11 protein-coding genes and 1 tRNA gene are annotated in these 14,051 nt (G+C 43.0%); 1 reads left to right on the forward strand and 11 read right to left on the reverse strand.

Annotated features, from left to right (window positions below; all coding sequences use genetic code 11):
• Positions 1-12 precede the first annotated feature (12 nt).
• A tRNA-Gly gene (locus G632_RS0109245) sits at positions 13-83 on the forward strand.
• A 140-nt stretch (positions 84-223) separates the two neighbouring features.
• Here the strand turns inward: G632_RS0109245 and G632_RS0109250 are convergent.
• The 11 genes from G632_RS0109250 to G632_RS0109300 form a co-directional block, all read right to left on the reverse strand.
• On the reverse strand, positions 224-2,641 hold the full coding sequence (locus tag G632_RS0109250; protein WP_022768767.1) for an ABC transporter substrate-binding protein: 2,418 nt from the start codon (positions 2,639-2,641) through the stop codon (positions 224-226).
• Positions 2,638-3,888 (reverse strand): ABC transporter permease, encoded by a 1,251-nt coding sequence (locus G632_RS0109255; RefSeq protein ID WP_022768769.1) that lies wholly within the window; start codon positions 3,886-3,888, stop codon positions 2,638-2,640. The genes G632_RS0109250 and G632_RS0109255 overlap by 4 nt, the downstream gene beginning before the upstream one ends.
• Positions 3,888-5,444 (reverse strand): efflux RND transporter periplasmic adaptor subunit, encoded by a 1,557-nt coding sequence (locus G632_RS0109260; RefSeq protein WP_022768770.1) that lies wholly within the window; start codon positions 5,442-5,444, stop codon positions 3,888-3,890. The genes G632_RS0109255 and G632_RS0109260 overlap by 1 nt, the downstream gene beginning before the upstream one ends.
• A 24-nt stretch (positions 5,445-5,468) precedes the next feature.
• Positions 5,469-6,395 (reverse strand): carbohydrate ABC transporter permease, encoded by a 927-nt coding sequence (locus G632_RS0109265; RefSeq protein WP_022768772.1) that lies wholly within the window; start codon positions 6,393-6,395, stop codon positions 5,469-5,471.
• A complete protein-coding gene (locus G632_RS0109270; protein ID WP_022768773.1) occupies positions 6,395-7,294 on the reverse strand; it encodes a carbohydrate ABC transporter permease in 900 nt (299 codons plus the stop codon). The genes G632_RS0109265 and G632_RS0109270 overlap by 1 nt, the downstream gene beginning before the upstream one ends.
• Positions 7,272-9,425, reverse strand: a complete 2,154-nt coding sequence (locus tag G632_RS0109275; RefSeq protein ID WP_022768774.1) for a DUF6449 domain-containing protein — start codon at positions 9,423-9,425, stop codon at positions 7,272-7,274. Before G632_RS0109275 ends, G632_RS0109270 begins: the two co-directional genes overlap by 23 nt.
• Positions 9,397-10,302: an ABC transporter ATP-binding protein gene (locus G632_RS0109280; RefSeq protein WP_022768776.1), complete on the reverse strand. Its 906-nt coding sequence runs from the start codon at positions 10,300-10,302 to the stop codon at positions 9,397-9,399. Before G632_RS0109280 ends, G632_RS0109275 begins: the two co-directional genes overlap by 29 nt.
• The gene (locus tag G632_RS0109285; RefSeq protein ID WP_022768777.1) at positions 10,295-10,678 is read right to left on the reverse strand and encodes a GntR family transcriptional regulator; all 384 of its coding nucleotides are present in this window, start codon (positions 10,676-10,678) and stop codon (positions 10,295-10,297) included. The genes G632_RS0109280 and G632_RS0109285 overlap by 8 nt, the downstream gene beginning before the upstream one ends.
• Positions 10,679-10,798: 120 nt before the next feature.
• On the reverse strand, positions 10,799-11,164 hold the full coding sequence (locus tag G632_RS0109290) for a DUF1667 domain-containing protein (RefSeq protein ID WP_022763714.1): 366 nt from the start codon (positions 11,162-11,164) through the stop codon (positions 10,799-10,801).
• Between the two features lie 5 nt (positions 11,165-11,169).
• A complete protein-coding gene (locus G632_RS0109295; RefSeq protein WP_022768779.1) occupies positions 11,170-12,438 on the reverse strand; it encodes an NAD(P)/FAD-dependent oxidoreductase in 1,269 nt (422 codons plus the stop codon).
• Positions 12,435-13,883: an NAD(P)/FAD-dependent oxidoreductase gene (locus G632_RS0109300; protein WP_026512510.1), complete on the reverse strand. Its 1,449-nt coding sequence runs from the start codon at positions 13,881-13,883 to the stop codon at positions 12,435-12,437. The genes G632_RS0109295 and G632_RS0109300 overlap by 4 nt, the downstream gene beginning before the upstream one ends.
• Positions 13,884-14,051: the final 168 nt, after the last annotated feature.

The following is a 14,051-nucleotide window of genomic DNA, read 5'->3' on the forward strand; positions in this document are numbered from 1 at the left end:
TAGTTGGAAGGCGCAGGATTAGTACATCGGTAGTATGTCAGCTTCCCAAGCTGAAGAGGCGGGTTCGATTCCCGTATCCTGCTTAAGTCAAGCGATGCAAAAATAGGCATATAATCAATTGAAACGCAAGCGTTTCTAATTGACTATATGCCTATTTTTATACCGCGCGTCAGTGCGGCTAAGGATTGCGGAGCAATCCTTAGATGCATCGCAGGCGTTTTATTTAGCTGTTTTCATTAACATATATTGAAACTCTGCTCTGGATAATATCTGCCACCTCCTGAGCACTCTTTTGCCCCTTAAAGTAAGCAGCTGCCTCTTCGCTTATAATGTTGCTTACAGCCTCATTGGAGGAATAAGTAAGGGTAAGAGACTCAACAAAATCTGTAACAGTATCCACATCCTGCTGAGTAAGCGGCTGAACTTCAATCTGTGTATCGCCAACCCAGTAGTACTCTTCTTCGTAGTGCTTCTCTCCGTCATCGTCGATCCAGAACTGCTTTTCCATGGACTTCTTGGCAAGTTCATCGAACTTGTCCTTCCTGATTGGGAAGTCGTATTCTATGGTGTCCTGATACTCATCCAAGTAGAGTTTTCTAAGGAACTTCCAGCACTCCTCAGGGTACTTGGTCTGTGAGCTGACAGCAAATCGCGCATTGGGAGTTAAAATGGAACAGTTAACCCCAAGTTCATTAGGGAATCCAATCAGCTTGATATCACTGCCAAAGGTTCCGTCAACATACCTTTTGTAGGGCCTAAAGCCGTTTAAATATGTAAGTGAAAAAAGTGCTTCACCCGTCCTGTAGCTGGCCTCGTCGTAGTCCATCCACATATCTTCAGTGATCTCATCAGGAAATTCATTAGCAAATTCCAAAAGCTCAATAAAGCCATCGCTGCCAAAATTGCAGGATTTGTTCTCCCAATCAATGAATTTATTGCCTGATGTCATAATTCCATAGTACATGATGGTATCTTTTGCCGTCATACCAAAGGAATCTGAAAATGTCACACCCTTTTGCTTTATCATTTCCTTGCAGTCCTTAAGGGTAAGCGTATCCATTCCCGGTACATTTGAAGCCTTTACAGCCAAAGTGTTTACATAGAATGAAGGAATGATCTGGTAAAGCTTATCTCCTGTCTTAAAGGCATCAAAAGCATTCTGTACAAACTTCACATCCTTAAGCTCAGGGTCGGAAGCAAGGTAGCTGCTCATATCAAGGAACAGTCCCTTATTGATGTAGCTGTCAACAGGCTCGTCATTTACAAAAAACATGATATCAGGGATATTTCCCGATACAATATCAAGGTTAAACTGTGTAAGTCCTGCCTGCCAGTCATCTTCAGAATCCAGTGATGCATAATCAACGATTTTTATCTTGTAGCCATCAGACTCTTGATTGAATTTATAGACCATATCTCTTACATTGTAGTCGATGCCTCTTCCTGCAAGAGTGATAATTGTCTTGTCTCTTACCTGATCTGCAGGAACCTTGGTCAGTCTGTAAAGTGCGTAATTATAATTCTCATCAGGAAGGTTTGCGATAAACTCCTGATCGCTTACAGCAACTACACTGTTTATCGAATAGCCGATGCTGAGGTCTGAATCAACGTAATCAAGGAGCTTGGTCAGTGCATCTTTCCCTTTATCATAGCCATAGAATCCATCTGTCTTTGACACATAAAGGTCATATCCGTTTCCGCTAAAGAATGAATAATCATCATAAGTCTCGAACTGTCCTGAAGGGTCAGAGAGCTTACCTGTTTCAGGATCAAAGCTTCTAAGCTCAATTCCGTGATCTCCCCAGAGAGAAGCAAATATCTGTCCGTCAAAGCCGCTGTACAGGCTTATTGAAGTATCATAAAACTCACTGGCTGAATCAGTTGTATCGAGTATCATGTCAAAAGACTGATCGACTTCATTAAACTTCTGGATTCCTCTGTTTGAGCTGACGATCAGACCTTTATTCTCATCGTAGACCATTCCATACATTGAGAAGTAGTTCTCTTCATCCTGTCCGTCAGAGAGCATGATGTTAAAAATCTCATTACCCTCAGCGTCATACTTCTGAAGGTACTGTTCCTCATGGTAGTCATAGTCATCGTCCATGTTCTCACCGTCCGGAACCATCTTATCTACGATAATATCTCCGTCAGCCGAAGTCTCCTCCTCAGTCATGGTGATGACTTCTCCATCTCCCATACCCTCTTCTTCGTAAACGTCTTCCATATCAACAACATTGCCCTGCTTATCAGTGTAGTAGTACTTGTAGAGAACGCAGTAGAGATTGCCGTCCTTGTCATAGGTCATATTGCCATGGCTGTCTGCATCACTCTCAGGGATCTTCACCGTCTTTAGGTCACTTCCGTCGGAGTTAAAAGAGCATATGGTGATATTTTCGCCATCGGAATAAGTTGTTGCGTAGATTCTCTGCCCAACGATTGAAATATTGCTGTAATCCGAAGCATCAATAATATCGAGCTTCTCGCTCTTAAACACATAGTCCTTTGTGCTCTTTGAAGCTTCGTCCACAAGGCTTGATCCGCCTTTATTTCCCATAGAGCATCCGCTTAAAGTCCCCAGTAAAAGAGACATAAGCGTCACCAGGGATATCCCCCTCTTTAACAAAGATTTCTTTTTCATAATTTCTCCTTTTTCCTCTTATGTTCAACTTCCAAATCGTATTTCTTATCTGAAAGGTATTTGACAATTCCCCTTACAGTCCACTTCTTGTGCCTGTAAGCGCCAACCACAAAGACTACAAGTATCAGAATAAGCACTGTCATGCATATCATTCTCACAAGCAGTATGAGCGATAGAATATCCTCATAGCCTCTTGCAGTATTTTCCCAGTAAGGATAAAAGATTGCTTTATTCCACATACTTCTTGTAAAGAAGTTTCTGAGTACTGCTATAAGTGAAAAGAAAGAAAACCTCTCTGTATTATCTACCACTGTCACATACTCATCACCGATTCCAAGACTCTCCTTACATATCTTGGCAGCAAGTCCCCTTACGGGATTGGGACATACTACTTCAATGCAGGTAATGCCTCCTGACTTCGCAGTGGTTCCGTCCTCGGAAACATCATGTTCCTCGGTTACTCCACTGAGGATCGTTCCATACTTGGACAGAGAGTCATAGGACATATAAACATAGCTGGTATCCTGCTGGGCAGCCTTTTTAATCCTGCCTTTATCCCTCTTTACAACACCCTCTACGTAGTGAGGAATGCCTTCGATCTCAACACACTCTCCAATGATGTCTGTGGATCCAAAGAGCTGCCATGCCATCTCTTCATCAATGACAATGCCATCCTTCATCAGGTCATCTCCTGAGAAATAGGATCCGGACACAAAGGTCATGGGATGGAACAAAAAGAAATCTCCTCCCACTCCGATTGCAGAAGCTCTGTCAGCTGTTCTGTTCTCAAACTTCAGGTTCACCTTGCCCTGGGCGCAGTACGCGATGTCGTAAAGCTCTTGAAGAGGTGTCTTTTGAGGCATACTCTGCTCTTCTTCCTCTTCTTTGTTCATATCATCGATATTTATTGTATCAATGATCTGAGGATTTTTACCTTGCTCTGCATCTTCGTCCTCTTCACTCACAACACCGGATTCCACGAGCTTTTTTTCAAGAAGATAGGTGAATTTCTTCAGGTCTTCTTCCTTAACAAGCTGATCTTGTGTCACAAAGATACTAACCTGAGCCATATTCATCTCATCCGACCATCTATCTGCAAGTTGCTGTTCAGGAAGACCATTTATTATATGAGTTGAAACAAGTCCCATGAGCATGTATATGACAAGCAATACAGCACTCAGTATTATGATGAAAGCTTTTTTCTTTATAAAGTTAACTGTTTGTTCTTTTAATCCGTCAAAACTCATTACTCGTTTGAAAGCCTCACCTGATCTCCGGCCTTTATAAGTGTTGTAGCAGTTGTGATGACATACTCATCTCCTTCTACCGCAGCAGCAATGGCTGTATTGTTGTCATCAGAAGCTTTGACTGTGACGTCAACTCTTGATGCCATGTATCTGTTGCCCAAAGGGCTTGATTTGCTCTTTACTACAAGAATGAACTTACCATTACTGTCTGTCTTGATCGCACTGTTTGGAACGATGAGATCGTACTCAACAGCTCTTTCGCCGATGGCAAGTGATATGCTCTGTCCGGGAGCAATGTCCTTACTCTCAAGCTTGAAGGTAAGAAGCTTCTTATTTCCCGGATCTGTTTTATCATTTCTGATGGAAGTGAGAGTTGCCTTAAAGTCATCCCCGTACTGCCAGATATTCTGAGGCTTCGCAGCATCACCGACCTTAAGCTTCTGAGCCTGGGCATTGGTAACTGAAAAGCTTGTTGTCATGTCTTTTCCGTCAACCTGGACAACTGCTATTGTCTCATCAGCTGAAGTTGACTCACCGGAAACCTTTGAAAGACTTGATACAGTTCCGGCAACAGGAGTCTTAACGGATGCTCCGACTGACTCAGCTTCAAGCTTTGCAACCAGGTCTCTTTGCTCACTGATCTTGTCTCTCATCTGGCAGAGACTTATCTCGGTATTGATGCTCTTTAAAAGATTTGTTTTCTCCAGTTCAGCAGCCTTAAGCTCTGCTGCGGTCTTAGCCTTTGTCTGGAAAAGCTGGGCAAGCTTCTGATCATAGCTAAGATTCTGCTGTGTTCCGTAGTTTTGAAGCTGTGAGCTGTCTTTTGTCAGCTCTGCGATCTGATTCTCAAGTTCCTGTACTCTGTCGTCATTTCCTTCGTTCTGAGCCTTTGTAAGCTCATAGTTGAGCTGCGCAATGCTGTAGCCCGGTGTTGCAGCATTATAAGAATTGCCGGCTGAATCATAGTTATCCTTCTGGGTAACATAATCTATGTCTGCCTGAGCAGCATTGTCCGCATTTAAGGCATTGTTGTATCTGTCTGTTGCAGCTGCAAGCTCAGCCTGATATGTATCATAAGTGGTTTTCCTGCCACTTCTTACGTTTGTGATGACATCATTTGGAACATCACCGGAGAACAGCGACTGCTCATATGAAAGCTCGAGTTCATCGAGTTTGTCCTTGGCATCCATAAGCTCCTGTGACTCCTTGTCCTCAAGATAGTAGATGACATCTCCCATCTCCACGTGAGCACCTTCCTTGACCGCCACTCCCGATATTTTTCTTGTCTCTTTTACCGTGATATTATAAGGATCCTCGGCAGATACGGTTCCTGTACCTCTGATCTGAGGAGAAATGGTTCCGCTTGTTATCTGCTGGGTCGCCACCTGAGGCAGCGAATAATTCATGATGGTGTTGGAGAAAAATGTAAGGATAAGCATGATTGACAAAAAAGCTATGGCAAAGTTCTTCACCATGTCCTTTCTGTTTCTGCCGGAATCCTTTTTATCATCTCCGGACTCACCCATATTTTCTCTTATTACAAATTCTTCTGACATAACAAAACTCTCCCGTAAACTAAATTAACCCTTGATTCCTCCCTGGTAAGAAATTCCCTCTACCAGATAATCTTCTCCATATAAAAATATCAGAAGCGGCGGAATGAGATATATCACCGCCACAGCAAATGCCAGGCTTATCTCCCCTGTGTTTATCCTGGACAAAAATACCGAGAGCGGATGCATATCCGAATCCGGTAAAAGAACCAGTGGCTGTTCCACCATATTCCAATAATCAAAAAATATCAGAATGGCTATGGATGCCAGACCTCCCTTACACAGCGGAAGGCATATCCTGGAAAAGATCATCCACTCGCCTGCACCGTCGACCCTTGCTGCCTCCATAACTTCAGTAGGTATCCTTCTCATGAATTTCGTAAGAAGGTAGACAGCGAAGGGACTAAAGAATCCCGGAAGCAGTATAGCCCATTTGGTGCCGTAAAGCCCCAAAGATTTTGATACCAGAAAGTTTGGTACCAGTGTAACCTGATAAGGCATGAGCATGATAATGATATAAGCAAAAAATATCGCTCTTTTAGCCTTAGAGTCGTACCTTGAAAAGCCGTAGGCAGAAAGCGCTGCAATAGCCAGCTGCACTACTACAATGGGAAGTGTGTAGAACACTGAATTCCAAAACTTTAAAAGATACTGTGGACTCTTGAAAAGAACTGAAATGTACTGCGCAAAGGTTATCATGTCGGGTATGAGCTTTAGGTTTACTTTGTTTGACACAAATACTTTCCCGCCCTTTTCAGTAGTCGCAAATATACTTCCATAGTTTGAAGCTATCTCCGATGCCGACATAAAGGAGTTTGTAACAGTGAGTATGATTGGCATCAGGAAAATGATAGCAAAAACTATTGCAGCCGTAGTTACAATAACTGTTTTAAGATCATTTATTCTCTTTTTTCGTTTATAGGCTCTAAGTAATGGCCTTGTCAGCTGTCTCATCAGCCTTCAACATCCCTTCCATACAAGTTTTCTACCTTTAACATCACAAAGACCAGGGCTGAGACCACAATAAACATTATGATCGCTGCAGCTGAAAGCTTCTGATAGTCCAGCGAAGCGAAGGTATTATTCATGAAATGCTGAAGCATATATAGCGTTTCGTAAGGGTGATCTCCCGTCATAAGATACACTTCCCTGAATACCTTAAAGGAATTAATAAGGGACATGATGGCCACAAATAAGATCGTGGAGGACATGTATCTCACCTTTATATACCAGAAAATCTGGTATTTATTGGCATGCTCCAAGGCCGCCACCTCCAAAAGGTCCTTGGGGATACTGGCCAGAGCTGCCATAAACAGGATCATGTTATATCCAAGATTCTTCCACAGGAAAAGAGCTAAGATAACGTACATAGCTTTGTCCGACTTAAGGAAATCTGTCTTGGCTATTCCGAATTTCCCGAGGAAATCATTGACCAGTCCGTTATAGTTAAACAGCACCTGCCAGATAAGTACTACCGATGCGATAGGAACCATAAGAGGGCTTAAGAAGCTCGTTCTGAAATAGCTCTTTCCCGGTATTCTTGATTCCATCACCGCCGCCAAAAACAGTGATAGCACAACTGCCAAAGGCACTGCCACCACAGAAAACTGCAGTGTATTAAGGCCTGCCTGTTTAAATGCCGCATTGTTCCATACATTGACGTAGTTCTTAAGTCCCACAAAGTTCATCCTGATCGGGTTATCAATCACCGAATAAAAGATGACCACTATGAAGGGAGCTACAAAAAACAGAAGAACTCCAAGCAGGGATGGCAACAAGAATGCCCATGAAACCAGTCTTCTTTTCCTGTTTGCGGAAAGGCTTTTAAATTTAGTTGGTATCTTCTTTAACAAACTGCGGAACCTTCCCTTTTAGAATTGAGCAATACAAGCTCGAATACTGGTAATTACCGTCTCTTAGTATTTCAACCGAATACTGATCATTAAACAGACGATAGTCAAACCAGGGATTATATGTATTACTGTACACCGATGCCTCCAAAAGCTCTTTTATCTGCTCAGGATCCGTATAGGTCGCGTGAGAAGTCTCAACGTTTGGATCCGGGTCGCTGATTGATTCGGTTTCCAGGTCATATCCCGGGTAGTAGTTGTTAACCTTGATTTCTCTTACATCTGAGGCATCAATCTTATAGTCGATATAAATGCCAAGCTTTTTAAGGTAATCTATTGTATTGGTATAAGTCTCAAACACATCCATGCTTCCGTATACGTAATTCTCGCTGTTACCTTCATAGTTCACGCATCCTATAGGCATGTTCTTACTTGCGTATTCAAAACTGTAGTTGTCCAGAATGTCTTTTCTATAAGCTTCACTAAACTCTTCATAAGAGAAATTCCTGGTGCTCTCTGATGCGCCCATAGAATCATAGACAAGATTATGGAGAGAAGGAACATCAAGCTCTCTTACAATTCCATCGTTAAAGATATCAAAATATCCTCTCTTAAACTCCTCGCTGTCAACTATCCTTGCCAGTTCTTCGTTTACTGTGTCATAGGGAACGGTAATGTATCTGTAAACCTTTCTGCCGTTCTTTAATCTATAGACAATTTCAAGTTCATAGCCCATGGAATCGTAAATATTGTCATCATAATTCTTTTTCTGAAGCTTTCTGTTTTCCATTCCGGCGGATGCGATCTTTACGAAATCTTCCGTATTGGTTATGGTCATCAGTTCTTCATCATAAATACTGCCGTTAGCCAATACACTGTAAAGATTAAATGCCCTTGCATTGTTTACGATAGCGCAGCTCTCAATCTTGTCAGCAGCAGGTACATAGCTGTCAAATCCAAGAAGGTCTCCTCTGTAGATAGTGAATATCAAAAGTACTATTGCCAGAGCCATAATAGTTTGGCACTTGCCCTTAAATACTCTCCTGATATTTCCCTCAAGGATTACTTCGGCAATGCATCCGGTAACGATTGTAGTCAGAGCCATTATCAGACACATCTGAGTAAAGAGCTTCTGTGACCACACAGTCTCATATACAAGATATACGATGTATCCCACTCCAAGGCCTGCTGCAACACATACCACGATCTTGACAAGCCATCTGAAAGGCCTTATAACAATACCCTTTCCAGCCCACTCTGCCTGTCTCATTTTTGCAAAGATAAGAGCAAAAACAAATGCAATAAGTCCGGTTACAAGGGTGTCGATCTCTTTAGGAAGTATCCTTGCAATAACACCGCTTATATACTCATGACTTATAAGCGCATATGATGATCGTTGTTCTTCAACAAGAGAGATATAAATTCCAAATCTGTCATATAAAGGAGAAAACCATGCTTTAAATGGCTGCATCGAGCTGTGAGTAGCAAAAAACATGCTGTTAAAGAAGTAAAGCTCTCCTGCAAAAAGTATTGATATAAAAGCAAAGCATCCGGTCAGCAGAATTGCAATCGGAAGGCTTCCGCTTAACATCACTGCCAGAACTGTTATGTTGTAAAAAGCAAAGAACAGGTTAAATGCTCTTATGGTCTCAATAAGAACCGACAGATACAGGTACTTGCCGACTGCTCCCATACATGCTGCAATAATAAGCGCAATAGCTTCGCACCCTACATACATGATCAGGAATGATGTGATCGCATTGAAATAATTCTTGGCAATCCTCTGTGCCTTGGTAGTAGGCTGGCTTAAGTAAAAGTCCAGCTTGCTGGTATCAAACACATATGAAAAGCCCTGAAGAGCGAACATAACAGCTATACCGATGACAATAACAAATCCAAACTGTTCAACGCCGAGTACTCTCGAAACTGCTCTTAGCTTTTCCTGATACAGCACAGCATCACTCTGGTTATATCTTGCTGCATAATTGATGGTCCTTGAGATCATCATGATAACGCCAAGAATAAAATATGCTGCCAAAAAAGGAAGTGCTATATATCCGGACCAAAGGGTCCTGTTTAAATATGTTCTGTGATTCTTTAATTTCTCACCCAAGGACAAATTTGCGGATGTCATACCCAACTACCTCCGTTTCACTGATAAAGATCTCTTCCAATGAAAGTGCCAAAACTTCAAAGAAGATTGGATTGCCTCTGCCAAAGGCCCTCTCTATCTCTTCTCTCTCACCTCTTATTGTGATGGTGTGAAGTCTTCCCCTGGTCTCATGAAGAAGAACATTGAGGCCTTCAAGTGCTTTCTTTTCATCTTCCTCCGAAGCAAATACACACTGTACCTTCTGCATCTTGATCTTCATATCCTCAATATCTTCCGAGAGGATCACTCCGCCCTGGTGAAGAAGACCTATGTGATCACAGATATCTTCAAGCTCCCTTAAGTTGTGGGAAGCGATAACCGGTGTCAGTCCTCTGTCAGCCATCTCTCCGGCAAAAAGACTCTTAACTCCCTGCCTTACAACCGGATCAAGGCCGTCAAAGGTCTCATCGCACAAAAGATACTTTGTTCCAGCACAGATTCCAAGAAGAATTGAAACCTGCTTCTTCATACCCTTTGAGAAAGTGTTTATCCTTCTCTTTACATCCAGCCCGAATCCGCTGCATAGTTTATAGAATCTCAGTTTATCAAAGCCGGGATAAATGTTCTCGTAGTATACTGCCATCTCCTCAGGAGTTGAGTTCGGAAGAAAGTACTGATCGTCTGATATGTAAAAGACATCTCTTTTAACCTCAGGGTTATCGTAAACAGGTCTCTTATCCACCAGAACAATTCCCTCATCCGGCTTGATTACTCCTGATATGATCCTGAGTATCGTACTCTTTCCTGCACCGTTGGTTCCGACCAGTCCATAGACCTCACCGTCTAAGATGTTTAGTGAAACACGATTGACAGCTTTTATGTCGTCAAATGATTTTTCAAGATTCAGTAATTCAATCATGCTTACCCTCCCCAAGCTTATCCAAATGCTTTTTTATCTCCTCAACAAGCTCATCCAGTGAAAGCCCTATTTCGTGGGCTTCTGTAAAGAGCTCAACTATCTCTTTTACCAGTTCAGACTTCTTGCCTTCTAAAAGAATGTCCCCTCCTTTTACAAAGTTCCCCCTGCCTTTCACTGTATAAATAAATCCCTGTCTCTCCAGCTCGGCATAGGCCTTCTGGACTGTGTTGGGATTGGTGGAAAGCTCCACAGCAAGGTTTCTTACTGAGGGCATCTGGTCCCCCTCCTGAAGGATTCCTTTGTAGATCTGCATTTTGAAGTTTTCAACAATTTGTTCGTAGATAGGCCTGCTATCCTGGTAGTCGATCAAATTCATGGTAACCTCCACGTTTTGCTTATCCCCGACAAGTGCTCTGCACAAAAAATACAAGGTGTACTATCTGAACTAGTACACCTTGTATTCTATTCCTATCACATAAAAGTTGCAATAGCTTTTTTAAATTGCTTCTACATTTCTTGTAGCAACTACATCAACGCCTGTTCCGGCAACATCTTTTATAAGAACATCACCGATGTGGGCAGGAGCCTTAGCCTCTGCTGCATCAATGTCTTTCATTACCTCAAAGATCTTGCTCTTTGGAATGTCGTTTGCAGTCTTAACAGAAACTCTCTCCTTGTCACCGCCTACGATCTTAACAGTGCTGGTAACAATTCTTGTGGGATTGACCACTTCTTTTCTGGCGTAAATATCGCCCTTGGCACATGTGTTACCTGTTACCTCTTTAACTTCTCCATTATCCAAAGTAACTGTAACAAGGCACCCCATAGGACATCCGATACATGTTAATTCTCTGGTTTCCATAAGCCTTACTCCTTTTCTATCTTTACAGTTATCTTCTTAAGATTTGGATACTCATCGAGTTTCTTTTTCTGAAGAATGATCTGCTCCATCTCACCGGGTGCCAGGATTCTCTTTTCGTTGTGCATTACTCTCTCATCATCGAAGTATACACTTACGAAGGAATTCTTATAAACATCACCTACTCTGAATCTTACTGTGAGAAGGTCATCCATTCTGTCTTTGTTGATGGTGCTTGGTACTGTGTATCTTGCGCCGTCTGTAGCACACAGCTCAATAACATTTGCACCCTCAGCTTCCTTACATCCGTCAGCGATGTACTTAACAGCATTCTGTCCGGCTCTCTTAGCTTCCTCAGATACATAGTCAACAAGGTCATGTACGTGAAGAACGTTACCGCAGGCAAATACACCGGGGATGTTGGTCTCAAGAGACTCGTTAACAACAGGTCCTGATGTAACAGGGTTCATTGTTACGCCGGCCGATCTTGAGAGCTCATTCTCAGGAATAAGTCCGCAGGAAAGAAGGAGTGTATCACAGGTATATCTCTCTTCTGTTCCGGGGATAGGCTTTCTGTCAGGTCCGACCTCAGCGATTGTAACGGCTGTTACATGGTCTTTTCCCTCTATATCAACAACGGTATGTGAGAGCTTAAGAGGAATTCCGTAGTCATCAAGACACTGAACGATGTTTCTCTTAAGGCCGCCTGAGTAAGGCATAAGCTCTGCTACAACCTTAACCTTGGCGCCTTCGAAGGTCATTCTGCGGGCCATGATAAGTCCGATATCACCGGATCCAAGGATTACAACCTCACGACCGGGCATGTAGCCTTCAATATTTACAAGTCTCTGTGCAGTACCTGCTGAGAAAATACCTGCAGGACGATAACCCGGAATGTTCAGGGCTCCACGAGGTCTTTCTCTGCAGCCCATTGCAAGGATAACTGCCTTGGCAGGAATCTGGAACATTCCGTCTTCTCTGTTCATGGCTGTTACAGTCTTGTCTGCAGCGATGTCCATAACCATGGTATTTAGCTTATACTCAATACCAAGATCAAGAACCTGCTTGATAAAACGATATGCATACTCGGGACCTGTGAGCTCTTCCTTAAAGGTATGAAGTCCGAATCCGTTGTGGATACACTGATTTAAGATTCCACCAAGCTCATGGTCTCTCTCGAGAATAAGGATGCTGTCATTGCCGGCTTCCTTGGCTGCTACAGCTGCTGCGAGTCCGGCAGGGCCGCCGCCTACTATTACGATATCATATGTCTTCATGACCCGCTTACCTCCCCTTTTGTTCTCTCAAGGACAATGTTTGACTTACCGCCGCTCTTTGTGATCTTCTCATAAGGAATACCCAGTTCGCGGTGAAGGATTTCCATTGTTCTCGGTGAGCAGAAACCAGCTTGGCATCTTCCCATGCCCGCTCTTGTTCTGCGCTTTACGCCATCAAGGCTTCTTGCGCCAAGTGGTCTGTGGATCGCATCAAGGATCTCACCCTCTGTGATGGATTCGCATCTGCAGATGATGGTACCATATGCGGGATTCTCTTTAATAAGAGCATTTCTCTCTTCTACTGAGAGGCCTTCAGTCTTCTTAACACCCTTACGAGTGCTGATCCAGTTAGCCTTCTCCTTAAGTCCCATCATATCCTTCATCATGTTGCCGACCATCTCGCCGATAGCAGGGCTACTTGTAAGTCCGGGAGACTCAATGCCTGCGCAGTCAATAAAGTGTGGCGCATCGTCAACTTCCTTGATGATGAACTCGTGATGTGATTCGTGGGCACGAAGTCCAGCAAAGGATGTGATGACATTTCTGATAGGAAGATTTCTTACATGATCACCGGCCTTAGCAATAAGATCATCGATGCCGGCTGCTGTTGTGTTGTTGCCTTCCTTGTTCTCAATATCCACAGCTGTAGGTCCAACAATAAGGTTGCCATGGATTGTAGGTGAAACAAGAACACCCTTACCAAGATTTGTGGGCTGAGGGAAGATCGTGTGTTTAACATGTCCGCCAACAGTCTTATCAAGAAGACAATAGTCTCCTCTTCTTGGTGTAATATGGATCTTGTCTGCACTTACCATATTATGTATTGTATCAGCATATACACCTGCAGCATTAACAACGTATCTTGCAACATACTCGCCGTTGTTAGTCCTTAAGTGCCAATTGCCGTCTTCACCTTTTTTAATATCTTCAACTTCTGTATTGAAACGGAAATCAACGCCATTCATGTTGGCATTCTCTGCCATAGCAATATTGAGCTCGAAAGGACAGATGATTCCGCTTGTAGGAGCCCAGAGTGCTCCCTCAACGTTCTCAGAAAGGTTTGGCTCCATCTCAAGAGCTTCCTCTCTGTTAAGGATCTTAAGTTCCTTAACTCCGTTGGCAATACCTCTGTTATAGAGGTCTTTAAGTCCATCAAGAGCTTCCTTGTGGATACATACGACCATTGCTCCGTTTCTCTTAAACGGAATATCAAGGTCTTTTGCAAGATCACCCATCATTTCATTGCCTCTGACATTGAGCTTGGCCATAAGCGAGCCTTCAGCTGCATCAAATCCGGCATGAACGATAGCGGAATTGGCTTTTGATGTTCCCTCACAAACATCTTCGCATTTCTCCAGTACGCAGACATTTGTCTCATAACGGGACAGCTCTCTTGCGACTGCAGACCCGGTAACACCGGCTCCGATTACGATCACATCGTACAACATAATAATCTCCTTTTTTCATTGGGCATGGGATACACCCTAAACTTGAAAAAGGCGAGAGAAAGCAAACTGTGTTCCCCACAGTATATGTGCTCACTCTCGCCTCCCGTTCAATATAAAGTTAATTCTATGATACTACTATTTGGTCTTTGTGCAAGCACGAATCCT

Origin of the sequence: Butyrivibrio sp. NC2007, assembly GCF_000421405.1 — a bacterium.
In the GTDB taxonomy this organism is placed as follows: domain Bacteria; phylum Bacillota; class Clostridia; order Lachnospirales; family Lachnospiraceae; genus Butyrivibrio.

Coding starts and splice junctions, on each gene's coding strand:
- G632_RS0109250 (WP_022768767.1), bottom strand. CDS start 2,641: ATGAAAAAGAAATCTTTGTTAAAGAGGGGGATATCCCTGGTGACGCTT.
- G632_RS0109255 (WP_022768769.1), bottom strand. CDS start 3,888: ATGAGTTTTGACGGATTAAAAGAACAAACAGTTAACTTTATAAAGAAA.
- G632_RS0109260 (WP_022768770.1), bottom strand. CDS start 5,444: ATGTCAGAAGAATTTGTAATAAGAGAAAATATGGGTGAGTCCGGAGAT.
- G632_RS0109265 (WP_022768772.1), bottom strand. CDS start 6,395: ATGAGACAGCTGACAAGGCCATTACTTAGAGCCTATAAACGAAAAAAG.
- G632_RS0109275 (WP_022768774.1), bottom strand. CDS start 9,425: ATGACATCCGCAAATTTGTCCTTGGGTGAGAAATTAAAGAATCACAGA.
- G632_RS0109280 (WP_022768776.1), bottom strand. CDS start 10,302: ATGATTGAATTACTGAATCTTGAAAAATCATTTGACGACATAAAAGCT.
- G632_RS0109285 (WP_022768777.1), bottom strand. CDS start 10,678: ATGAATTTGATCGACTACCAGGATAGCAGGCCTATCTACGAACAAATT.
- G632_RS0109290 (WP_022763714.1), bottom strand. CDS start 11,164: ATGGAAACCAGAGAATTAACATGTATCGGATGTCCTATGGGGTGCCTT.
- G632_RS0109295 (WP_022768779.1), bottom strand. CDS start 12,438: ATGAAGACATATGATATCGTAATAGTAGGCGGCGGCCCTGCCGGACTC.